Raw genomic sequence first — 22,175 nt, 5'->3', positions numbered from 1 at the left:
CTAAGCAGGCAAGTAAATACAGAAGGTAGAACCTTTACCAGGTTCACTCTGCGCTACAATATGTCCTTTGTGATTTAAAACGATTTTCTTGCAAATGGCTAAGCCAATTCCGGTTCCCGAATATTCATCTTTTTGATGTAAACGCTCGAACAGGCCGAATATTTTTTCGGCATTTTCTTGATCGAAACCAATACCATTATCCATTATAGATATGCGGTAGTAGTTTTTACGTTTCTTATCAAAAACCTCCGAGATTTTATTTCTAGATAGCTTTTTACAGTCAATAACAATTTTTGGAGCCTCTGTGGTGCTACCGTATTTAATAGCGTTAGAAACTAAGTTATTAAACAGTTGCTCCATTTGAAAAGGAATGGCTTTTAATGATGGTAAATTATCTATAGCAATATCAACACCCGTTTCCTCAATACGTTCTTCTAGATCGCCCAATACTTTTTCCATAGTATCGTTAAGTGATATTTTTATAAAATCTTTTTTAGTTCGGTTAATACGGGAGTAGGCAAGCAGATATTTAATAAGCGTTTGCATACGGTTTGCAGAACTATCTATTTTTTCAAAATACATTTTTCCCTTATCGGAAAGTTTATCTAACTCACGATCCGAAAGACGTGAAATAAACATTTGTATTTTCCGCATAGGTTCTTGTAAATCATGACTCGCCACACGGTTGAAACTTTCCAATTCGGCATTAGAACGTTTTAATTCTTCATTCTTATTTCTTAATTTTTCTTCAGTCTTTACACGGTTGGTTATATCTTGCACAACACCAACAGAAGCTGGTCTGCCCTCTTTAATTACTTTTTGTCCGTTTACGTAAATATGCTTTACGTTACCTCTTTTGGTAATAACACGGTAGGTATGTATATCAGAGTTTCCATGCTCTACAGTTTCCTCACCCAATTGATCGTAACGACCTAAATCGTCGGGATGCACAAGTTCTCTATAGCTATCAAAAGTGATATCAAACTCATTGGGAGTAAACCCTAAAATTCTATAGAAATTGTCCGATATATTTGCAGCTCCTGTATCTAAATACCAAACATAACTACCAATATCTGCAACACCTTCGGCATCTTTAAAAATGGAGTTTTGTATTTCTAGTTCAGCATTTAAATCGTTTAATTTTGCAGCTCTTGTTTTTTCTAGTGTAATATCACTAGTGGTTATAGTTACACCATCGTTAAGTTTAATAGCTGTAGCTTGGAACCACCTGGTTTCTCCATCTTTTTCAAAGTTGGTTTCGTATTCAATTTGGCGTTCTTCTTCAATACAAGTTACCATTTTTTCGAATACACCATTCTCGAATACTGTTGGATAAATTTCCGAAGCTTTTTTATGCTTAACATCGGCAGGTATATCACCAATAACGTCGCTAATGGCATCGTTAATAAATAAGGTATCGAAATCAATTATTTTACCTGCTGCATCTCTAATAGACTTAAAGTGCATTACAATATTAGAGGTGCTTTTAAATATATTACTTAAAAAAGCACGGTTGTCTAGAAGTAAAAGGTTTTGAGTTTGTAGTTGGTCTTTAGCGGTAATTAGGTTTTGTTTGATATCATACTCTTCCGTAGTATCGCTGGCTGTTGCCAGAACACCATCGTTAAGCTTAACCACATTAGTTTTAAAACGATATTGGGTATCGTTAAAATTATTGGTTTTTTCGAAGCGCTGGGTTTCGCCACTGTTGTAGCAAGTTACCATAGCATCAAAAACACCATTTTCAAAATGTATTGGTAACACTTTAGAAAGTAATTGGTTTTCTAAAACAAGAGACGATGTGCCTAATACATCTTCAATATTTTCGTTAACGTAAATAATTTTAAAATCGGTTATTTTATCGTCTTCATCTTTAATAGGCGTATAGTAACTTACTATATTTTCAGTGTTTTTTAATACACTTTCTAGAAAGGCTGTAGTTCTATCGTTTTTTTTACGCTGTTTGTTAATTTGCCAAAACGAGATTATAAAAATAAGCAGGGCAAACATGCCTAAAAATAACGTCATTATTGGATTTAGTCGTCTCGATGCAGAAAATTCTTCTTGGCGACGCGACAACAGAATTTCTTCATGGCCCAACATATTGGCTTTAATCGTTTCTATTTTTCGAATTAATGCAGATACATCTTGTAAATGTGCGTTTTGCAGTTCTTTATCGGCTGTAGCCTCGGTATTTAAAGCTTCTATGCTTTTATAAAAAGAAGCTTCTAAACCTATAAGTTCTTCTAAATTCTGCTGTTGTTTTGCGTTGTCTTTAGTTAAAATATCTAAACGTTTAAATATTTTGAGTGTAGTATCTTTTTGGTTTTTTAATAAGGTTTCGCGATCGAAATTGTTTAGCAACTTGTTTTCAAAAATTCGAGACTGCATCATGGCATATTGCGAAAACAGACTGTTAATCTCGGTTTCTACACGTAGTGTATGCATTACCATTTCGGCGGTTTTCTCTAATTCTCTAATTTGCTTGTAGCTGTTACTGCCTAAATACATTAACACCGATAGCGCCAAAATAAGGAGTACAATAAAAATTTTGTATGTTTTAATCACCTTCTAATTCGAATTTATATGAATGATAACCTCGCTAAAGTAAGGAAACTATTTTTTAAAAAACCGTTTCAGTTAATCCTGTAATCGATTGAGTTAAAAAAAATAGTAAATGAGCACAGAAAAGAATGTTTCCTGTGCTATACAGCGATAAACCTTGAAGAAATGCCCGTTATAAGCGCAATAAAAAGTTGTCTCTATTAAGCGCAGAGGTGTGGTATTGCCAGTTTATTTTTAAAACTTTATCTATGGCTTTTTTAAGCGCAGAAAAGCTGTTGGGTTTATTAATGTAAACATTGGCACCATTAACAAAGGTGTTTTCAATATCTTCTTCAGATGAAGATGTAGAATATATGGCAACGCAAAGCTCTTTAAGTTTATCGTTTGCACGAATTTCTTTTAAACATTGCATACCGTTTTTTATTGGCATGTTTAAATCCAGAAATACAATTTCTGGTAAAATGGTATCTGGTAAAACCAAATAATCCATAAGGGCTTTACCATCATTAAATAACGATAGTTTAGTTTTTACATCAATTTCCGATATAGCCTCATCGAATAATAAGCGATCATCTTCGTCATCGTCGGCCAAAACAATATTCATAATAGTTAACGGCATAGCTCTAAATTTTTATTATTCAATTTCTTGTCGTTTTTTAATAATACGCTGAAAAGCAGAAGGCGTAAGGCCCGTTGTTTTTTTAAACTGCGTAGATAAATGTGCAACACTACTATAATTTAGTTGGTGAGCAATTTCTGTGAGAGTAAAGTCTTTATGAATAATAAGATGCTTGGCAAGGTCAATTTTTTTCAGAATAATAAAATTCTCTATTGAAGAGTATGTTATTTCTGAAAATACAGACGATAGGTGTGCGTAAGAATAGTTTAACTCATCGGCCAAATAACTAGAAACATTGTATTTTCTAGATTTCTCAGGGTCGCTTATAAGTTCTGTTATTAAATCTTTGATGCGTTCTACTAAAACGTTTTGTGGATTGGCCAATATTTCTATGCCATACTTATTAAAAGCTTCCGTTACGTTTTCGATTTCTAATACAGAGAGTTTTTTCTGGAATTCAACTTCACCTAAGTTGTTAAGCTTGTACTCTAAACCGAGTGCTTCTAATTGTTCGTGTAAAACGGCTTTACAGATAAAAGTATAATCAAATTTGATATTTATTTTCATAAAACCAGACTAATATTGGATCTAAATTATTTTAAAAAAATGTACTTTTTTGAGTGTAATTTTATTTCGATAAATATAGTGCTTTTATCGATATCAAAACTTTTTTTTAAAATGCTTAGAAAACAAATTAAATCTGTTAATTATTCAAAAATAATTAAAGTGATTTTGGGTGAAGTTGATATTATAGAAGTCTAAGTGTTTTGTAGTATATTAATTGTGTTTATTTGCTTGTAATTTAGGAGTTTATAGTAGGGTTTAGAACTCGTTTTTTAGACTGGGTTTATTAAAAAAAATTAAACTATTAATTTAAAAAATTAGCTTCTTGAGATACATTTTCTTTGGGAATGGCTTTAAAAAATTCGGCAGTACTAGTATCGCTAGATGGGCTGTAGTTTGCCAAAACAGTGCCTTTGTTACCTTCTTTTGTTTCAATGGCGTATAAAATGGACATGTCTGATGGATTACTGATACCTTCAAAACGGTGTTCTGCAACTACCTTTATATCCATAGGGTAGTACTCTTTTTTAGTTTCGGTACTCACTAATTTATGGTTTACCATCATGAAATTGCTAGTAAAACCTTTTTCTTGGTACATTTTAATGTAATCTTTCTCGCTTTTTAAATTTTTCTTTTCCATAATTTTTTATTTTAAAGAAACAACGGGCTAGATCTTTAAGTAGAAATGCCCGTTGTTTGCAATTATATTAATTCTCTCTCTTTCAATACTATTAATTGTCGTCCGTAGCATCGTCAATTTCGTCTTCAATTTCTTCAACACCTTCTTCGATGTTGTCTCCAGCATCATCAATAGATTCTTCAACTTTTTCTGATGTCGATTTTTCGTCTCTACAACTAGTGAAAGATGAGATTGAAATGGTGAATAATAAGGCGTATGCTAAGAATAAAAATGATTTTTTCATTGTGTATGTTTTAATGGTTAATGTATTATTGGTGTGTTTTTTCCTTGCCCCAATATTTGCAAGGTGAGTTTAATTATACTCTTTTATTTCCTCTAATTAAAGAGACTATAAATAGTACAATAAATATGAAGAATAATACTTTAGCGATGCTTGCCGCACCTGCTGCTATTCCTCCAAATCCGAAAACTCCGGCGATTAGTGCTAATATTATAAAAGTGACTGTCCAACGTAACATAGTAATTTGTTTTTAAGATTAATTTTTCAATTGATACTTTATCAATTTCCTTTATACAAAGATGCCATTTATGTAGCGTGTAGATTGCCGTAATCCGTTCTATTGTTAATCCATTTGCGAAATAGCCTAATAAAATTAGGTGTTCCGGCGCTTAAGGCAATTGATCTTATTGTATAAATAGATTTAAAACAAAAAAAAGGGATGCTATAGAGCATCCCTTTTTTTTGTTAGTAAACGTAAGTTGATCTTAACTTAGGTCTTCTAAAAATTTTATAGTGTTTAAGTCCGATTTAATACTTTGCATCTGGTTGCTTAATAATGTCGCGGTACTTAATGGTAAAGCGGTATCTTTTAAAGCATCTTCATATTCTGATACTGCTGCTTTTTCTCCTCTAATAGATTCCTCTAACATAGATTCGGCATCGTTTGCAGAAAATAAGGCTTTTGTATCCATCCAAGCTCTATGTACAGTTCCTGTAACGCTACCACCTTTTTCTGGCTTTTCACCAAATTTTAAAATTTCAGCTTTTAATTCGTGTCCAAAATTGTAACGTTCTTTACTACGTTTTTTAAAGTATGGTTTTAATAAAGAGTGATCTGTGTTTTCTGCTGCTTTGGCATATCCTTTTTCAGCATCGTATGTTTTTTCTAAAATTTCGTTTAGTTTATTTCCTACTGTTTCTGTGTAAGTACTCATAGTATTTTTTTGTTTTTAATTAGTAAGCTTTTCTTTAGTGATACAGCTTATTTGATATCATATTCAAATTTACTATTAATGAAAGGTTAACCTTAACGGAAACCATTCAGTTATTAGCTCTATTGATAAAGGGTTTGATAATTAGTTTATTAAGGTGGTTTTTTACGCTGTGTTGAAAATAAGGGAAAGAGGTATTGTGAAATTTAAGATAATAAAGGAAGGAGAGCACCCTTAATATTAAAACAAAAAAAATACAACTAAAACCTTTTAAAGTTCTAATTGTATTTTTTTTTGTAAAAAAATCTTGGGAATATTTTACTATTTAATAATTTTGCGTAGTAGCATTAGTACGCCGTATTTTTTAATGCCTGTTAGGGCTGTGCTTATCCAGTTTGCTGGACTTAAGTCTTCTTTTAATTGATGTTTGGTCAATTTTAGTTCTTCTAAATGAATTTCGCGTTGAATACTCAATAGATGTAGTTCCGTATTAATTTCCTCTAAGGAATTATAATTTTTCTTTTTCATTAGTCAAAATAGTTTTCAGAGAGTTTTTTAATAACGCTATTTTCTATCTTTTTTCTCAGTAAATAAACAATACCGATGAAAAGGAAGAATACGCCAGCTATACATAAGTAACCTAAAGCGGCACTTTCAAAATACGTGCTTAAAGCGGCTGCACCTGCAACGGCTAAAAATATAAGACCCAGCGTGCAAAGTATAGCGTAAATGGCTAACTTAATACCAGCAGTAGATAAAATAGCTAACTGCTGAAATACTTTTAATTCAAAGTAATGTTTAGAAGTTTGCACATAGTCTTCTCCTGTTTTTACTGCCTTCGAGCTGGTCTCGTCTAATGCTTCAATTATTCCCATTTATGATTTCTTTTTTATAGTTCTTATTATGATTTTTGAAGTTTTTTATTCTTCGCTTTAAGATCTGCTAATTTAGTTTCTAAAGTAGAAATAACGTCTTCTGCTTTGTGACTTGCATCCGATACAATATTGTTCAATTGCGTATCCAAGGTTTCTCTTTTAGAAGCTACAGTAGAAGCAGCTTTATCTCTAATATCTAGTGTGGTTTCTGTAATGCTCTCTTTAGCAGATTCTGCTTGTTCAGCAATTCTTTTTCTTGTTGCAGATCCTTTATCTGGTGCAAAAAGAATTCCTAATGCAGCACCTATTGCTGTTCCTGCTAATACTCCTAAAAATGTGTTTCCATTATTGTTCATGTTGTAAAATGTTTTAAATTAATATTACTTCTTGTTTCTGTTACAAAGATGCAAGCTATTTACGGTTAGTATTGACGCAAACGCTTAAAATATTAACTTAGTCGGCATAGAAGGGTATGAGGCAATATGTAAATGGATTGTGTTACCTTTATTAATAATATGTGCATACTTTGTTGCAGTATATTTAAAAATGAAAAAACTATGATAACAACTACAAACCCTTTTAATAATAAGGATATAGAGACTTACCAATTACATACGGAGTCTGAAGTTCAGGAAATAATTAATAAAGGCGCTAATGCTTTTAAAGATTGGAAAATGAAATCTATTGGTGATAGAACCGATATGCTTAATAAGGTATCTCAATTGCTATTAGAAAGAAAACAGGAATACGCAGAATTGATGACGAAAGAAATGGGGAAACCTATTTCACAGAGTATAGCCGAAATAGAAAAGTGTAGTGCTGTATGCGATTTTTACGTGAAAAATGCTGCTTATTTTTTAGCAGATGAATTAATTAAAACAGATGCCAAAGAGAGCTTTATTAGTTGTGATCCTTCTGGTACTATTTTAGCCATTATGCCATGGAATTATCCGTTTTGGCAAGTTATGCGTTTTGCAGCACCAACACTTACAGCTGGTAATACAGCTATTTTAAAACATGCATCTAACACTACAGGATGTGCCTTGGCGATGGAACAATTGTTTATAGATGCTGGATATCCAGAAGGTTGTTTTCAAACCGTATTAATAGGACATGAGGATATTGAAACTATTATAGCTCACGAAAGCGTTGCTGGTGTTACCCTTACGGGAAGTGAAAAAGCAGGGCGTAATATTGCAGCGTTAGCCGGAAAGCATTTAAAGAAATCGGTTATGGAATTGGGCGGAAATAACGCTTGTATTATTCTAGAAGATGCAAAATTAGAAAAGCATATCGACACTATAGTGATGGCAAGAATGCAAAATGCCGGACAAAGTTGTATTGCCGCTAAACGTTTTATTGTAGTCGATGCTATTTATGATGAGTTTATAGAAGCCTTTAAAAAACGTGTTGCTGAAATTAAAAAAGGAGATCCTATGGAAATGGATACCGAAATAGGCGTTATGGCTAGAAAGGATTTAGTTGAAGGTTTAGAAAAACAAGTTGAAGACTCTATTAAAAAAGGCGCTAAGGTAACTTACGGTTATAATAACGACGGTAATTATTTTGAGCCTACTATTTTAGAAAATGTTAAGCAAGGTATGCCAGCATTCGATGAAGAACTTTTTGGACCAGTAGCAGCAATTATTCGTGTAGCAGATAAGCAAGAAGCTATAGAGACTGCAACACATTCTAAATTTGGTTTAGGGACTATGATTTTTACTAAAGACTTAGAAGCGGCTAGAAAGCTTATTAGTGATATTCCTGATGGCGCATTTTTTATAAATGATATGGTAAAATCGGATCCTCAATTACCTTTTGGAGGAACGAAGGCTTCTGGTTATGGACGCGAATTGTCTCAGGAAGGTATATTAGAATTTGTAAATAAAAAGACAGTATACATTAAGAAATAGAAATATAACATAATAAGTTAATGTAAAAGAGCCCTATAATTAGGGCTCTTTTTATATTTAGCGCATAAAAAAACCTCATCTTGAAAGTAATTTCATGATGAGGTTTTTTTTATTTAATTCTGTTTAGTTTGAAAAAGTTTATTCAAACTAAGCTTATTATTTTTGTTGTGTAATGGCTTTTGCATTAATAAACTCGCGTACACCAAAACCACCGTGTTCTCTTCCGTAACCGGAATCTTTAACGCCTCCAAAAGGCATATTAGGATACGCTAAGCCGTAAGAATTAATATGTATCATTCCTGTGTCAAAATGATTCTTGGCTAATTCTAAAGCTTTCTCTTCGTTTTTACTGAAAATACCACCACCTAAACCAAATTTACTATCATTGGCAATACGCATAGCATCTTCATTATCTTTTGCTTTTATTAAAGACGCTACAGGTCCAAAAAGCTCATCGCTATATGCAGGTTGCCCTGGTTTTACGTTATCTAAAACAGTAGAAGGGTAGAAATAACCTTTTGTGTTCGGTATTTCGCCACCGCATAAAATTTTGGCACCGTTTTCAACACTTTTTGTTACTTTATCATGTAGTTCTTCTCTTAAATCTTTTCTAGCTATAGGGCCTAAATCGGTATCCGAATTTGTGGGGTCACCAAGTTCCATACTCTCCATAAGACTTACAAATTTTTCTTTAAAAGCATCGTAAGCACTATCAGCTACTATAAAACGTTTAGCGGCAACACAGGTTTGTCCGTTATTGTATATTCTAGCTTTGGCACAAACTTCTGCTGCTAAGTTTATATCAGCATCGTCTAAAACAACATAAGCATCATTACTACCTAGTTCTAAAACGGTTTTCTTTAATACTTCGGCAGATTTTATAGCTACGTGTTTTCCGGCTCCAGAACTACCTGTTAATGTAACACCTCTAACGGCATCGTTGGCAATAATTTCATCCGATACATCGTGATTAATAACTAGTACCTGAAACAAGTCTTTTGGAAGCCCTGCTTCTTCATATATTTTCTTCAGCATAATAGCCGATCCTGTTACGTTTTTTGCGTGTTTAAGTAAAACACCGTTTCCTGCCATTAAGTTGGCTATAGAATAACGTATAGGTTGGTATAACGGGAAATTCCAGGGTTGAATACCATAAATTACACCTATTGGAGAATAATGTATAGTTCCTTTTCCTCCATCATAAAGTGGTCTGTGTTCATCTTGTAAATGTTTTAAACCTTCTGTAGCGGTATAGTCGCAAATGCCAATACACAATTCTATTTCTTCATAACTCTGTGAAATTAGTTTACCCATTTCCTGAGTCATTAGTTTAGCGTAAGCATCCTTATTTTTCTCTAGAGTTTTACCAATAGATTTTATAATTTTTGCACGTTCATCTAAAGATGTTAATTTCCACTTCAAAAAGGCGTTGTGGGCGTCTTTTACTTTGCTGGCAGCTTCTTTGCTGTCCATGTATTTATATGTTTCTATTGTTTCTCCCGTTGCAGGATTAATAGTCTCAAAATTGGTTTTATCTTTTGTATTACTCATAATGTTTTCTTTCTTTTTCTAGTTTTTATTTATGGACTCAGGCGCGTTTCTACTTCTCACTTCTACTTACATTGGCACGCTCAGGAGCTTCTAAATTCTCTTTGTCTTCACCGCCTTGTCCAAAGAGGGTGTTTTCTTCATCTGTAATAATTTGAGTGGTGTTAATACCACTTTTACTTCTTCCTGGGATATCTAAATCTTTCCCTTGAAAATCTATCGATTCTTCTCGGTCTAGTAACAATCTATCATCTTCAGAGTCTGCTCTCAGGCCTTTTTTTCCTAGGGCACTAATATCATCTTCTGTAATGTTAGAATTATAAGTTGCATCTGTATTATTTATATTTTCTGAAGTTTTCATTGTATTATGTTTTAAGGGTTAATGTTAAAATGGGATGGATTTAAAAGAAATAGGCCTCAACATCCAAAAGTTTGTCAAGACCATTTCCAACCACCTATAGTTATCTTTAATTAAGCGTTTATCTAGCTCCCATTTTATCTTTTGTCTTGTTTAGCTGAATTTCTAAGTCTCGAATAGTTTCAGCAATAGCGGCTTCAAATGTTTCTGCATTTGTGGATGCAAATATCCTTGGGCCAGGTAAACTTAAGCGTATATCACAAATTTGTTCTTTATCGTCTGTTCGGTTTTGTACTTTAAAAAATACATCGGCCCGATGGACGAAATTGAATTTTTTCTGTAAGCTTTCTAGTTTGTCTTTTGCGATGGCCTCTAAGCTACTGCTTGCAGACACATCGTGATATTCATATATAATTTGCATGTGTTTTAGTTTTAATTAATTTCTTTTAAATATGTAAAGAAATTAAGGTGTTAAAATGATTTTTGAGAATGAATGGTATCTAAAAGTTCTGTTTTAGAAACCGACATACCGTAAATTTCTTGATCGGGATCCATAATTTTAGAATCACTTAAGTTCCCAACATAAACAGCATCGAAACCAATATCTTCTATAAGTTCTTTTACCACGTTTTTACTACTTTCGTCTTGCGCTGCAAAAGGAACAGATAGTTTATCTTGCATTCTAAAAGCACGATTTTTTAAGTGATCGGCTTGTATGGTATTAAACGCTTTGGCTGTTTTTGCTGTACCAAATTTCATGGCTGTATATTCCGATGCATTATAATTAGCATCTCTTACATTTTGTGCCATATCGCCATCTCGAGATGGGTATGGATTAGTAGCATCTAAAATGATGCTGTTTGCATATTCACCTGCGTAATGTTCCGCGATTTGGTCAATGGCTTTAAATGGCATGGCTAACACATAAACATCAGCTTTAGCTTCAAAAGTTTCTGTTACTGTCAAAGCTTTAGCATTGGCTCCAGCTTCCTTAACAAGACTACCTAATTCTTCTGGATGTCTCGAGCTAAATAGCACGTTATGGCCTGCTTGTGCCCAATGTTTTCCTAAATTTCCTCCAATTTTTCCGCTTCCTATTATTCCTATTTTCATAATTGTATGTTTTTATATTCTGAATTGCTTCAGAACGGTTCATTATTCTTACTACTTCAATATTACGACTCAATGACGGTGTGGGTTGACTTGTTCCCGTTCTTTTTTGATGCTATCCATTAAGAAGGATAAAATTGATATAAATTGAGCGGTATTGAACGTGTAAGCTGTTTAAATTACTATTTATTGGGTTTCTCCGTATTGTTTTTTGTAAATGCGAAGTACAATAAGGAATAAACTAACTAATAAAGGCCCGAAGATTAACCCGATAAAACCGAATAGCGGTACCCCAACCAAAACGCCCACTAAGGTTATTAAAGGGTGTACATCGTCGAGCCTTTTTAAAATATATAGTCTAAACACATTATCTGTGGCCCCAATAGCCACAATACCGTAAATTAATATTCCCCAAGCCTGAAATGTGTCGCCGTTTGATAACGCTAGTAAAAACACCGGAATGGTACCCAATGCACTACCTACAAACGGAATCATAGATCCAACGGTAACAATCGCAGCCCAAAAAAACGGGTCGGAAATCCCGAAGATTAAAAAGCCAATTAAGCTCACAATACCTTGACCAATAGCTACCAAAGGAATACCAAGGGCGTTTGCTTTTACATTGGCGCTGGTTTCTTCTCCTATGATGGTTAAATTTTCGTCTTTAATAGGGATATATTCAAATAATGATTCTTTTAATTTTTTTCTATTGGTAAGCATAAAAAACAAAAGGAAGTACATTAAAGTTATGGATATTACCATATTAAATGTGCCACCTGCAAAATTTTGTAATTTATCTGATAACCAAGATGTAATAGCTCCGGTATCTATATCCGACGCCATGTTTATATTGAAATACGATTCTACTTTTTCTAACTGTCCTTTACCGGCATTAATCACTTTCTGTGAGTTATCTACTGCATATTGAATTTTACTTCCCATCATAACTGCTAAACCAGCTATAGGAACCATAATGCACAAAAAAGAGATCAACATTAAAAAGAGGGCTGCCATATTAGGATACCAACCTCTATCCGTTAATTTTTTCATGGGTTTTTTTAGAATAACATAAATCGTTATTGCACCAAGAACACCACTTAAATAAGGCAGAATTTCTTGAAATATGAGTACGCCCATAAGTATTATAAGTAGCAGTACAAAAACTTGTCTAATAATGTTTGGGCTAATGTGTTTCATAAGTATTAGTGATTAATGGTTGGTTTTCCATTACATCAAAATTCAGGATTTAAAATGAAATCAATTAATGGTATCGATTAAAAAGTTAACTCGTATAGAACTGTGAGTTATTCTGTTATAATACCAATAGTCTTTGGCTCTATACCTTTGCCATAGCGTTTTGCATAGACATAAGTGAATTCGGCTCCGAAGAATAAAATAAGTGAGGAATAAGAAACCCATAAGAGAATTAGAACAATACTGCCGGCTGCTCCATAGGTGGAACCAGGATCGGCTTGGCCAAAATAAATACCTAGTAATAATTTACCAACTACAAAGAGTATGGCGGTAAGTATAGCACCAATCCATACAGTTCGCCATTTAATTTTAGCATCGGGTAAGTACTTAAACATTAAAGCAAAAAGCACAGAAATGATACCTACAGATAATACAAAATCTAATATGTAAGCGATGTATAATAGAACATCTGGTAAGGCATCGCGTATATAACTATTTAATGCGCTAATGGCTGCTGTAACTATAAAACTAACTAAGAGCAAAAAGCCTATAACCAATATGAAGGCAAAGCTCAAGGCACGATCGGTAATAATTTTCCAGATTTTAGCATTAGGATTGGTTTTTATTTTCCAGATTTCGTTAAGCGATATTTTTAATTGATAAAACACACCCGTAGCACCAAAAAGTAGTGTACCAATACCGATAACTGTAGATAGAAAATTACTCTCTGAATTTTGAGTTTCACTAATAATATTCTCTATAGCACTTGCGGCATCTTTACCTAATGCGGCCGAAATTTCATCAGTTACTTGTCCTTGTACAATTTCGACACCCCAAATAGCACCAATTACATTTATTATAATCACCAATAAAGCGGGTAGTGCCAATACGGTATAGTACGCCACAATAGCGCTAAGCCTAAACGGATCGTCGGCCATCCAAGAGGTGTATGTTTCTTTTATTAAAGAAGGAAGTTCTTTAATGCTAAATTGATGTGTTGTTTGTAATTGCTCCATGGTACAGCGCAGTTTTAGTGGGATTTAAAAAGCGGATTGAATAAAAAAATGAGTGCATGCTATTTATTAAAAAAGGTGTGCCTTTTTTATTCTTAAAATAAAAAGACACACCTAAGAGTCTTGAAGTATATATTTTTAATTAAGACAGCGTGTCTAAAGCTTTCCCGATAAGTGTGTTGCCTTCTATAATTTCAAAAGTTTGGTTGATAGCGGCGTCATCATGTAGTGATCTCACTAAAGTTTGAGCAACATCGGCTCTACTAATAGAACCACTTTTATTTAAACTTTTTTCTAATTCAATATGGTCTGTGGCGTTATTATCTGTTAAGCTTCCTGGTCTAACAATAGCATATGTTAATTCGCTTAATTTTAAATATTCATCAGCATTATGTTTAGCCATTAAATAGTTTTTTAAGTCGCTTGCTTTTTCTGGGTTTTCTGCTCCCATAGAACTTAACATAACAAATTTCTTAACATTGGCTTTTTTTGAAGCATCTACTAATTTTTTTGCACCTTCTTGATCTACGTCAATAACGTTTTTTCCTCCAGAACCCGCTGCAAATATTACTTTATCTATACCTTTTACAGTATGAGAAATGTCTTTTTCTAAATCTCCTAAAACGGTTGCTATACCATCTTTTTTAAACTGTTCTTCTTGTTCGGCTTTACGAACCATAGCAACAGGTTTAAAATATTGAGATGCATTTAATAAGTTTACTATTTTTTTTCCGGTGGTACCGTTGGCACCAGCTACTAATATATTTTCCATAATTTGTTTTTTTCAAAGGTGCTACTATTTCATGTTCTGTATTAATTCAAAAACATTTATTCTTAACGCTATTACGTTTTTCAAAGAATAAAGTAGGCTTAAATTGTGCAATTAATGTATTGCGTTAAAAATTTACAGTATCCCGTTAATCCATTAAGTCCTTAATAAATACATTTGAAGAACTATTGAAAGAGACATGTTTTAGTATGAAGAAGTAATACATGTCTAGATATTAATTCAACATAAAATATAAAAGATATGAAACAAGGAGAAGAAGATTTTAAATTTGTAAAAGAGAAAAATGAAGATAAAGGAAATTATATTTTTCAGAAAGATAAATTAACCAGATATGGTTTCTATTTTGTAGGAACGGTATTAGCTATTATAGGTATAGTACTTTTTGTAGTTTAATACGGAAGGTATATACATTTAAATAAATTTAAAAAGCCCTGAACTTATGTTTAGGGCTTTTCTATGCCGTAATATCTAGTAAATGGGTAATAGTTTTTAATCAAGGGGTTATAATATCGTTTATTATTATGGTCTAAATTTTAGATTTACAACACCACTCATCTTTAAAATTTAGATGAATTTACTAAATTAAATTAGTGCCTATTTTTCAAAATAATAGGCTTCTTTTTTAGCGAAGTAAACAACAGAAACTAAACTAAAATTGTAAATATTAAGACATGAAGAAAACTACTTTCAGGGTAATCAAACTCCTTTCAATTTCAAAAAAAACACTTGTATTGCTATGCTTCATTTTGGGGTATATCGGTAGCATAAATGCTCAATTTGTGCATCCAGGTTTATCACATAAACAATCGGATTTAGAACGTATGAAATATATGGTTGAAGCTGAGATAGATCCTTGGTTTAGTTCTTACCAACATATGGTTTCCGATTCTAAAGCAAGTTATAATTATGCTGTTCAAGGAAATACATCGATGACGGTTTTGTATCGAGATTCACCTAAAACAAACCTCTCAGCTTTTGAAAGTGATAGCAGAGCAGCCTATTACAATGCTTTGCAATGGAGTATTACTGGAGATAGTCGATATGCCGATAAAGCAGTAGAAATTTTTAACGCATGGACCGGCTTAACTTATCTACAACATACAGGTACTAGAGCGTTAACGAGCTGCTTAATATATCAAATGGTAGAAGCCGCAGAGATAATAAAAAGCACCTATTCTGGTTGGGCAGCCAACGATATTCAAGCTTTTAAAGATATGTTGGTGTATCCTGGGTATTCTAATATAACTGTACCCGCAGATTTAACTACACAAGGCACATGGTATTGGCGCGCTTATTTGTTTGATTATGTACGTGCAGGAAATCAAGAATTAAGTGCTATACGAGCGTGTTTGGCAATGGGTGTGTTTTTAGATAACGAAATTATGTACGATAGAGCACTTAGGTATACCATGGGATTACCAAATCGTACGGATGATTTACCATATCAGGCTGGTCCGCATATAAGAGGTAGTATAAAAAGTACAACAGAATATCAAGTAGATTATAATTATACCATAGGTAACACAACGCCAGACTACGGTTTTAATGGTGTTTTAACTAATTATATTTATGCCAATGGGCAGTCGCAAGAAAGCTCACGAGATCAGGTGCATACTATGTGGGGAGAATCTTTATTATGTTCGGTTGGTGAAATAGCTTGGAATCAAGGAACCGATTTATGGGGCGCTTCAGATTCTCGTATTCTATTAGGTTTAGAGTATAACATGAAATACAGCGTCTCTTATATAGCTTCATATCCAGATCAACCAACAGAATGGACACCAACAGTAGAATCTGGTGAATTTATAGAAGGTATGGACAGAACAAACCGAACAAAGTCTTTAGCTATGTCTCCAATATATGGAACCGATGCTTCTAGAATATTACGTGGTACCTTCCATACGGTTGCTGCCTGGGAATTACCAACAGCACATTATGTTGGTCGAGGTCTAAAAACTGAAGATGATGTAAAATGGACGTTAAGAGCTAGAGAAAAATCTATTGATATAAATGGAACATACGAAACTGCACCATCAAATGGGGCATATCTTGGTTATGGCGGATTAACCTTCCGTAGGCCAAGTGAATGTTTTGGAGATCCCATTTCTGGTTTCGATGGAAATAATTTACCTGTTTATAATATGAATGGTTTGCCTATGACTATAGAAGCGGAGAATTTTGATTATTCAACAGTAAGTGGTGAAAATCGTATATACCACGATACTTCAATAGGGAATTCTAGAAATGAGTATCGTACTGATGAAAATGTAGATCTAAAAGAATGCACGGAAGGTGGATATAATGTAACAGATATTGCATCAGGCGAATGGCTTACGTACACGGTAAACATTCCGAATAATGGCACTTATGATATTTTAATACGATATGCATCAATTAATGCCAATGGTACTATAAAATTTAATATCGGAGGAACAGATGTAACAACCGATGTTGTTGTTCCTTTTGGTGGATCTCATTCTACAGGATTAAGTGATTGGAAGGATTTTACAGTAGCGAGTAATGTAACCCTAACAAAAGGTGTACAAGCTCTAAAAATTTATTTTAATGGCGTAGATAATGCTTTTGAATTAAATAACTTTACAGTAAACTTAATTAGTAATCAGGATGATATTGATGCATGTGGTACTATAATTGCAAATTCTCAAATAAATGCAGAAGATTATTGTGATAGTCAAGGCGTTGAGATTAAAGCAGCATCAGAAGGAGGTTCTTACATTGGAGGTATCCAAAAAGGCGACTTTTTAAATTATGGAGTTTTCAATTTTAATGAAAATAGTATTAATGCAGCTGAGGTTGCAATTGGGAAATCTTCAACTAAAGATACGTTTGTAGAAATTAGATTAGATAGTGATAACGGTACTTTAATTGGCTCTATAGATGTTAGCGAAACCACGGGAGGTTCGCAAAACTGGAAAGCAAGTTCGGCTGCTTTAGCAAATGTATCAGGTTCTCATGAGGTGTTTTTGGTTTTTAATGGTCAGGCCAACACAACTTTAGCAAACTTTAATTGGTTTAGACTTTATAATGATATTTCTCTATCTGTAGAAGAGGAGAATAATGCTTTAATGTCTATGTATCCAAATCCGGTGATTGATGTGTTTACTGTAACAAATAGCGAAGGCAGTGTTTTAGAAATTCATGATATGCTAGGCAAGTTATTACTTCAAACTAAAGTTGAGAATAATAATAAATCACTCGATGTTAGTTATTTAAATCAAGGTGTTTATTTTGTTTCTCTTAAAAACAATGGAGTTCTTATAACTGAGAGGATAGTTAAAAACTAAATAGATCACATTTTACATTGGCTACTAAATCCTCCAAATAAGATTTAGTAGTCAGTTTAGAATATCATCTTTAAAAAAACCGGTTAATTTATTTAAGTTTGTATCAAAAGCTAATAACCTAAAACCATCAAACCAAATAAAATAAATGAATTTGAGATTGTATTTTGTATTTGTTTCTCTTTTTATTTCATTTTCAGCTCTAGCTCAATTCAATAATTTAAAATTTGAGAATTTAGATAAGATAGATGGACTCTCTAGTAGTACATGTTCCGAAATATTTCAGGATCGAGATGGTTACCTGTGGTTTGGTACTATTGATGGCTTAAACAAATATAACGGATATGGTTTTGAGGTTTTTAGACCAAATCTAAACGATTCTACTTCCATTAGCAACATCAGGATTAATACCATTACAGAAGATAAAAGTGGTAATTTATGGATTGGTACCAATAACGGACTCAATATCTTAAACAAAAACACTCAGCAATTTTCTCGTGTTAATATTTTTGAAAGTGAATCTATAACATCAAACACCAATGAGGTTATAAATAAATTATTGTTTGATGAGGTTGAAAATACCATATGGGTGGCGACCAATAGAGGCGCAGTAAAAATTGACTTAAAAGATAATGATGTTAACGCATCTAACTTAAAAGTTAATACGTTTCAACATAATGAAGACAACAAAAATTCTATAGATAATAACTACGTTAACGTGGTTTTAAAAGATAAGAATAATAACATTTGGCTGAGTACAAATGGGGCTTATTTAAATAAATATAATAAGGCTAAAAATAATTTTGAAAGGGTTTTAATAGAAAACAAACGCTTTTATGAGCTAAACCACATCTCTAAACGAGTTTTTATAGATATAGATGGCGATTTTTGGATTGGTAATGATGTTTCTAATTTAATACTTTGGAATCCTAGAAGTAATAGTTTTAATCACATTTCCATTGTTGAAAATAAAGCACCAATACAAGATTTTTATCAAGATGAAAATGGTATTATTTGGATTTCTACAGATGGATATGGTTTGTTGTTATACAATAAGCATGAAGAAAAATTAGAGCAAAGTATAGTTAACAACCCGTTCGATCCGTTTTCATTACCGAACAATCAACCTTCAAAAATATTTCAAGATCATGATGGCGTTTTCTGGCTTGGTAGCTATGATAAAGGTGTGAGTAAGTTAGATCCGTCTAAAAACTCTTTTGGGCATCACTATTATCAACCTAATAATCCAAAAGGGCTAAGTGAAAAAATTGTGCAATCGGTTTTGCAGGATTCTAAAGAACGAATTTGGTTAGGTACTTACAATGGAGGTTTAGATTTATACAATCCAGAAACTAATACTTTTAAAAATTTTTCACAAAATCCTAAAGATGAAAATTCATTAAGTTCAAATAAAATATTATACACTTTTGAAGATTCTAATAGTGATATTTGGATCTGTACTTTCGATGGTGGTTTAAACAAGTTTAATCCTGAAACCGATCAATTTGAAAGGTTTTATCATGATGAAAAAGATAGCTTAACCATCGGTCAGAACTCTATATGGACTGGTGTTGAGGATTCTAAGAACCGAATTTGGTTAGGTTTAAAAAGTGAGGGTTTAAATATTTATAACCCGAAAAATAAAACATTTCATAGTTATAAAAAAAACTTAGCGAGTAATAACATTTTTACGCTATTTATTGATTCTAAAAATAGATTACTTATCGGAACTAATTTAGGCTTGAATGTTCTAGATTTAAATGCTCTCAATGAGTTTATTCCAAAAAGGCTAGACGTTTCCGAGGTAAAAGAAAAAGGTGTTGCAGGGCAGAAAATAAATTATATCACCGAAGATGTTCTGCACAACATTTGGTTAGGTACCGATAATGGTGTGTTTAAATTAGATAGCAATTTAAAAGTTGTAAAAGCGTATGCATCAGCTAACGGACTGCCTAATAATTTTGTTGTTGGTTTGGCGGAGGATAATGATGGGAATGTTTGGGCAACTACAAAAAATGGTCTCTCATTTATTAATACAAAAACAGATCAAATTAAAAATTTCAATACGCACGATGGAATACAAGGTGCGGAGTTTCAAAGTAAATCTATTGAGAAAACTAAGGATGGTAGAATAATAGCGGGAGGTATTAATGGTTTTAATATTTTTAACCCTAAAACTATCAATTTAAAATCTGCGGAAGTTTTAAAACCAAAAATAACAGGGTTTCGTTTAAATAATAAAAAGATAAATTATGGCGATTCTGTAAATGGTAGAGTGCTTTTAAATAAAGATATTTCTCAAACAAAATATATAGAGCTAAAGCATGACGAGAATTATATTACGTTTGAATTTGAAGCGCTTTTTTATAATAATCCAGATCATGTTAGGTATGCCTACAAAATGCATGGTATAGATGATAATTTTGTAACTATCGAGAGTTCACGAGTAGTTAATCAGGCTAATTTATTACCAGGTAGTTACACGTTTGAAGTTTTGGCTTCTGTAGATCGCGCATGGGAAAAAAGTGAATCAGCATTAATACGCATAGACATTTTACCACCATTATGGAAAACATGGTGGGCTTATCTCATTTATTTAGTTTTAATTACTGGTCTTGTTTGGTTTTTTATGAGACTGTATAGTAGACGTATTCAAGAGTCGCAGGAGCGTAACCTCGATGTTATGAAGCTTCAGTTCTTTATCAATGTATCTCATGAGTTTAGAACACCGCTTACCTTAATTTTAAATCCGCTAGAAAAGATATTGGTTAATTTAAATGAGTCTACCGTTGTAAAATCTTCTGCTTTATCTGCACAGCGTAGTGCTAGACGCCTTTTACACTTGGTAAATCAGCTTTTAGATTACCGAAAAATGGATGCCGGAATGGCGCCTTTACAATTAGAAAAAGGCGATATCGTAAAGTTTAGTGAATCTATCTTTGATTTATTTAAGGGTTTAGCTGAAAAAAAACAGATAGACTATCAGTTTGTATCTTCTTCCGAAGAAATAATATCTCTTTTTGATTTCGATAAACTCGAAAAAATAATTACAAATTTAATATCTAATGCCATTAAATTTACCGATCGTGGAGGGAGTATAAGCGTTAATATAGCAAGTTTAACTCAGGAAAACCGTGTTTCAGGTGTGTTTAAAAAGCAGAAACAACGCGGCGATTTTGTAGAAATTGTTATTAAAGATAGCGGTGTTGGTATGGATAAAGAGCAGCAAGAGCAGGTGTTTTCACGCTTTTCTAGTTTAGATGCTACTAAATCGGGTACTGGTATTGGATTAAACTTTACTAAAGCATTAGTTGAAATGCATGAGGGTACTATTACAGTAAAAAGTAAACTTAAAAAAGGCTCTAAATTTATAGTTGCTATTCCTTTAGATATAAAGGGTAGAGAAGAAGTGGTTGAAAATGTAAAGAATGAGTTTTTAATAAACTCAATGAAAGCTGTAGAGTACGATATGCTGACTTCTGATATAACATTACCAATCGAAAAATCACAACCGGAAACCACGAATTCTAAAAAGCAAACCATATTAATTGTAGAAGATAATAGTGAGCTGAGAGCGCATTTAAAAGATGATTTAAGCGATCATTACATTGTGAAAGAAGCCGTTAACGGAAAAAAAGGTTTAGAAATGGTTTTGAAGCATTATCCAGACATTATTATTAGTGATGTAATGATGCCAAAAATGGATGGTTTTGAAATGTGTAAAACCTTAAAATCGGAATTTGAAACATGCCATATTCCTATAATTTTACTAACGGCTAGAAGCCGGGAAGAAGATTTAATATCTGGTTTTAATCAAGGCGCAGATGCATATGTATCAAAACCTTTTAGAATTACAGTGCTAAAAGCAAGAATAAAAAACCTTTTAGATACTAAAGAAAGGTTGAAACAAAAGTTCTCTAAACTTGGAGCCATACTGCCTTCAAAAGAACTGACAACAAATTCTCTAGATGAAGCTTTTATCGAGAAGGCCACAAAAATTGTATTAGAAAATATAAGTAATCCCGATTTTAAAATTGCTGATATTTTAAAAGAAATAGGTCTTGGTAAGTCTCAGTTTTTTAGAAAAATTCAATCTATAACGGGGCAAAACCCAAGTGGTTTTATTAGGGTAATCCGTTTAAAATATGCTGCGGAATTATTAATCCAAGGAAACTTTACAGTTAAGGAAATTGCATATAAAGCTGGCTTTAATTCTTCAACCTATTTCGGTAAAAGTTTCAAAGAAGAATTTAAAGTAACACCTAAAGAATATATTGATAACCACGAAAATAAATAACATTTTGTTATTTAAAAAGTTGCATAATTAGTCATGTTTATAGCTTGTTTATGTGTTTTTTACTGTGTTAATTAGCCATTACATGTACTCTAAGGCCTTGTAATTGTTAGATTTCGGCTATTTGGGTAATAATTACTATCATTAGAGCAATAATTTATATTCTTCAATATTAAAT

The 22,175-nt window shown here is 32.8% G+C and carries 21 protein-coding genes; 4 read left to right on the top strand and 17 right to left on the bottom strand.

From position 1 onward, the window contains the following. The 10 genes from GQR98_RS16785 to GQR98_RS16740 all read right to left on the bottom strand — a co-directional run bounded on the left by GQR98_RS16785 (nt 1) and on the right by GQR98_RS16740 (nt 6,831). Entirely contained in the window at nt 1-2,568 is a 2,568-nt protein-coding gene (locus GQR98_RS16785) for an ATP-binding protein (RefSeq protein ID WP_159020569.1), read from the bottom strand. 169 nt (nt 2,569-2,737) lie between these two features. Then, entirely contained in the window at nt 2,738-3,184 is a 447-nt protein-coding gene (locus GQR98_RS16780) for a response regulator (protein ID WP_158849708.1), read from the bottom strand. A 15-nt stretch (nt 3,185-3,199) separates the two neighbouring features. Next, the gene (locus GQR98_RS16775; protein WP_159020568.1) at nt 3,200-3,751 is read right to left on the bottom strand and encodes a helix-turn-helix domain-containing protein; all 552 of its coding nucleotides are present in this window, start codon (nt 3,749-3,751) and stop codon (nt 3,200-3,202) included. Between the two features lie 301 nt (nt 3,752-4,052). After that, nucleotides 4,053-4,388: a hypothetical protein gene (locus tag GQR98_RS16770; protein ID WP_159020567.1), complete on the bottom strand. Its 336-nt coding sequence runs from the start codon at nt 4,386-4,388 to the stop codon at nt 4,053-4,055. 91 nt (nt 4,389-4,479) lie between these two features. Further along, complete coding sequence (locus GQR98_RS16765) at nt 4,480-4,671, bottom strand: hypothetical protein (RefSeq protein WP_159020566.1); 192 nt, start codon at nt 4,669-4,671, stop codon at nt 4,480-4,482. 73 nt (nt 4,672-4,744) lie between these two features. Beyond that, on the bottom strand, nt 4,745-4,906 hold the full coding sequence (locus GQR98_RS16760) for a DUF1328 domain-containing protein (RefSeq protein ID WP_159020565.1): 162 nt from the start codon (nt 4,904-4,906) through the stop codon (nt 4,745-4,747). A 247-nt stretch (nt 4,907-5,153) separates the two neighbouring features. Continuing rightward, nucleotides 5,154-5,603: a ferritin-like domain-containing protein gene (locus GQR98_RS16755; protein WP_159020564.1), complete on the bottom strand. Its 450-nt coding sequence runs from the start codon at nt 5,601-5,603 to the stop codon at nt 5,154-5,156. A gap of 318 nt (nt 5,604-5,921) precedes the next feature. Next, on the bottom strand, nt 5,922-6,128 hold the full coding sequence (locus tag GQR98_RS16750; protein ID WP_158849720.1) for a DUF6327 family protein: 207 nt from the start codon (nt 6,126-6,128) through the stop codon (nt 5,922-5,924). Next, a complete protein-coding gene (locus tag GQR98_RS16745; protein WP_159020563.1) occupies nt 6,128-6,475 on the bottom strand; it encodes a hypothetical protein in 348 nt (115 codons plus the stop codon). Before GQR98_RS16745 ends, GQR98_RS16750 begins: the two co-directional genes overlap by 1 nt. 26 nt (nt 6,476-6,501) lie before the next feature. Next, a complete protein-coding gene (locus GQR98_RS16740; RefSeq protein ID WP_042498659.1) occupies nt 6,502-6,831 on the bottom strand; it encodes a YtxH domain-containing protein in 330 nt (109 codons plus the stop codon). A gap of 201 nt (nt 6,832-7,032) precedes the next feature. Here GQR98_RS16740 and GQR98_RS16735 point away from each other — a divergent pair, with 201 nt between their 5' ends. After that, nucleotides 7,033-8,388 carry an NAD-dependent succinate-semialdehyde dehydrogenase gene (locus GQR98_RS16735; RefSeq protein ID WP_159020562.1) on the top strand — a complete coding sequence of 452 codons (1,356 nt, stop codon included), beginning with the start codon at nt 7,033-7,035 and terminating at the stop codon, nt 8,386-8,388. 156 nt (nt 8,389-8,544) lie between these two features. Here GQR98_RS16735 and GQR98_RS16730 read toward each other — a convergent pair whose 3' ends face one another. The 7 genes from GQR98_RS16730 to GQR98_RS16700 all read right to left on the bottom strand — a co-directional run bounded on the left by GQR98_RS16730 (nt 8,545) and on the right by GQR98_RS16700 (nt 14,383). After that, a complete protein-coding gene (locus GQR98_RS16730) occupies nt 8,545-9,939 on the bottom strand; it encodes an NAD-dependent succinate-semialdehyde dehydrogenase (RefSeq protein ID WP_159020561.1) in 1,395 nt (464 codons plus the stop codon). A 49-nt stretch (nt 9,940-9,988) separates the two neighbouring features. Next, nucleotides 9,989-10,297 carry a hypothetical protein gene (locus tag GQR98_RS16725; protein ID WP_133966187.1) on the bottom strand — a complete coding sequence of 103 codons (309 nt, stop codon included), beginning with the start codon at nt 10,295-10,297 and terminating at the stop codon, nt 9,989-9,991. A gap of 118 nt (nt 10,298-10,415) precedes the next feature. Then, nucleotides 10,416-10,715 carry a ribosome hibernation-promoting factor, HPF/YfiA family gene (gene hpf, locus GQR98_RS16720; RefSeq protein ID WP_159020560.1) on the bottom strand — a complete coding sequence of 100 codons (300 nt, stop codon included), beginning with the start codon at nt 10,713-10,715 and terminating at the stop codon, nt 10,416-10,418. Between the two features lie 50 nt (nt 10,716-10,765). Continuing rightward, nucleotides 10,766-11,407 (bottom strand): NADPH-dependent F420 reductase, encoded by a 642-nt coding sequence (locus GQR98_RS16715; protein ID WP_159020559.1) that lies wholly within the window; start codon nt 11,405-11,407, stop codon nt 10,766-10,768. Between the two features lie 183 nt (nt 11,408-11,590). Beyond that, entirely contained in the window at nt 11,591-12,601 is a 1,011-nt protein-coding gene (locus GQR98_RS16710) for an AI-2E family transporter (protein WP_159020558.1), read from the bottom strand. Between the two features lie 107 nt (nt 12,602-12,708). Further along, on the bottom strand, nt 12,709-13,614 hold the full coding sequence (locus tag GQR98_RS16705; protein WP_159020557.1) for a YihY/virulence factor BrkB family protein: 906 nt from the start codon (nt 13,612-13,614) through the stop codon (nt 12,709-12,711). Between the two features lie 139 nt (nt 13,615-13,753). Then, complete coding sequence (locus GQR98_RS16700; protein WP_159020556.1) at nt 13,754-14,383, bottom strand: SDR family oxidoreductase; 630 nt, start codon at nt 14,381-14,383, stop codon at nt 13,754-13,756. A 258-nt stretch (nt 14,384-14,641) separates the two neighbouring features. Between GQR98_RS16700 and GQR98_RS16695 the strand changes: the two genes are divergently transcribed. The 3 genes from GQR98_RS16695 (at nt 14,642) to GQR98_RS16685 (ending at nt 22,000) form a co-directional block, all read left to right on the top strand. Further along, entirely contained in the window at nt 14,642-14,794 is a 153-nt protein-coding gene (locus GQR98_RS16695) for a hypothetical protein (protein ID WP_159020555.1), read from the top strand. Between the two features lie 278 nt (nt 14,795-15,072). After that, nucleotides 15,073-17,706, top strand: coding sequence for a carbohydrate-binding protein (locus GQR98_RS16690; protein WP_159020554.1), 2,634 nt, complete (start codon nt 15,073-15,075; stop codon nt 17,704-17,706). Between the two features lie 145 nt (nt 17,707-17,851). Beyond that, nucleotides 17,852-22,000, top strand: coding sequence for a hybrid sensor histidine kinase/response regulator transcription factor (locus GQR98_RS16685; RefSeq protein ID WP_159020553.1), 4,149 nt, complete (start codon nt 17,852-17,854; stop codon nt 21,998-22,000). Nucleotides 22,001-22,175 lie beyond the last annotated feature (175 nt).

The sequence above is a fragment of the Algibacter sp. L3A6 genome (genome assembly GCF_009796825.1).
In the GTDB taxonomy this organism is placed as follows: Bacteria; Bacteroidota; Bacteroidia; order Flavobacteriales; family Flavobacteriaceae; genus Algibacter.
Note: the sequence above shows the minus strand (reverse complement) of the source record. Positions and strands in the feature narration are given on the sequence as shown.

Excerpts from the sequence above, each read along its gene's own strand:
- GQR98_RS16695 (WP_159020555.1), top strand. The coding sequence starts at position 14,642 with ATGAAACAAGGAGAAGAAGATTTTAAATTTGTAAAAGAGAAAAATGAA.
- GQR98_RS16765 (WP_159020566.1), bottom strand. The coding sequence starts at position 4,671 with ATGAAAAAATCATTTTTATTCTTAGCATACGCCTTATTATTCACCATT.
- GQR98_RS16740 (WP_042498659.1), bottom strand. The coding sequence starts at position 6,831 with ATGAACAATAATGGAAACACATTTTTAGGAGTATTAGCAGGAACAGCA.
- GQR98_RS16760 (WP_159020565.1), bottom strand. The coding sequence starts at position 4,906 with ATGTTACGTTGGACAGTCACTTTTATAATATTAGCACTAATCGCCGGA.
- GQR98_RS16770 (WP_159020567.1), bottom strand. The coding sequence starts at position 4,388 with ATGGAAAAGAAAAATTTAAAAAGCGAGAAAGATTACATTAAAATGTAC.
- GQR98_RS16700 (WP_159020556.1), bottom strand. The coding sequence starts at position 14,383 with ATGGAAAATATATTAGTAGCTGGTGCCAACGGTACCACCGGAAAAAAA.
- GQR98_RS16725 (WP_133966187.1), bottom strand. The coding sequence starts at position 10,297 with ATGAAAACTTCAGAAAATATAAATAATACAGATGCAACTTATAATTCT.
- GQR98_RS16730 (WP_159020561.1), bottom strand. The coding sequence starts at position 9,939 with ATGAGTAATACAAAAGATAAAACCAATTTTGAGACTATTAATCCTGCA.
- GQR98_RS16685 (WP_159020553.1), top strand. The coding sequence starts at position 17,852 with ATGAATTTGAGATTGTATTTTGTATTTGTTTCTCTTTTTATTTCATTT.
- GQR98_RS16775 (WP_159020568.1), bottom strand. The coding sequence starts at position 3,751 with ATGAAAATAAATATCAAATTTGATTATACTTTTATCTGTAAAGCCGTT.
- GQR98_RS16710 (WP_159020558.1), bottom strand. The coding sequence starts at position 12,601 with ATGAAACACATTAGCCCAAACATTATTAGACAAGTTTTTGTACTGCTA.
- GQR98_RS16705 (WP_159020557.1), bottom strand. The coding sequence starts at position 13,614 with ATGGAGCAATTACAAACAACACATCAATTTAGCATTAAAGAACTTCCT.
- GQR98_RS16715 (WP_159020559.1), bottom strand. The coding sequence starts at position 11,407 with ATGAAAATAGGAATAATAGGAAGCGGAAAAATTGGAGGAAATTTAGGA.
- hpf (WP_159020560.1), bottom strand. The coding sequence starts at position 10,715 with ATGCAAATTATATATGAATATCACGATGTGTCTGCAAGCAGTAGCTTA.
- GQR98_RS16755 (WP_159020564.1), bottom strand. The coding sequence starts at position 5,603 with ATGAGTACTTACACAGAAACAGTAGGAAATAAACTAAACGAAATTTTA.
- GQR98_RS16750 (WP_158849720.1), bottom strand. The coding sequence starts at position 6,128 with ATGAAAAAGAAAAATTATAATTCCTTAGAGGAAATTAATACGGAACTA.
- GQR98_RS16690 (WP_159020554.1), top strand. The coding sequence starts at position 15,073 with ATGAAGAAAACTACTTTCAGGGTAATCAAACTCCTTTCAATTTCAAAA.
- GQR98_RS16735 (WP_159020562.1), top strand. The coding sequence starts at position 7,033 with ATGATAACAACTACAAACCCTTTTAATAATAAGGATATAGAGACTTAC.
- GQR98_RS16780 (WP_158849708.1), bottom strand. The coding sequence starts at position 3,184 with ATGCCGTTAACTATTATGAATATTGTTTTGGCCGACGATGACGAAGAT.
- GQR98_RS16745 (WP_159020563.1), bottom strand. The coding sequence starts at position 6,475 with ATGGGAATAATTGAAGCATTAGACGAGACCAGCTCGAAGGCAGTAAAA.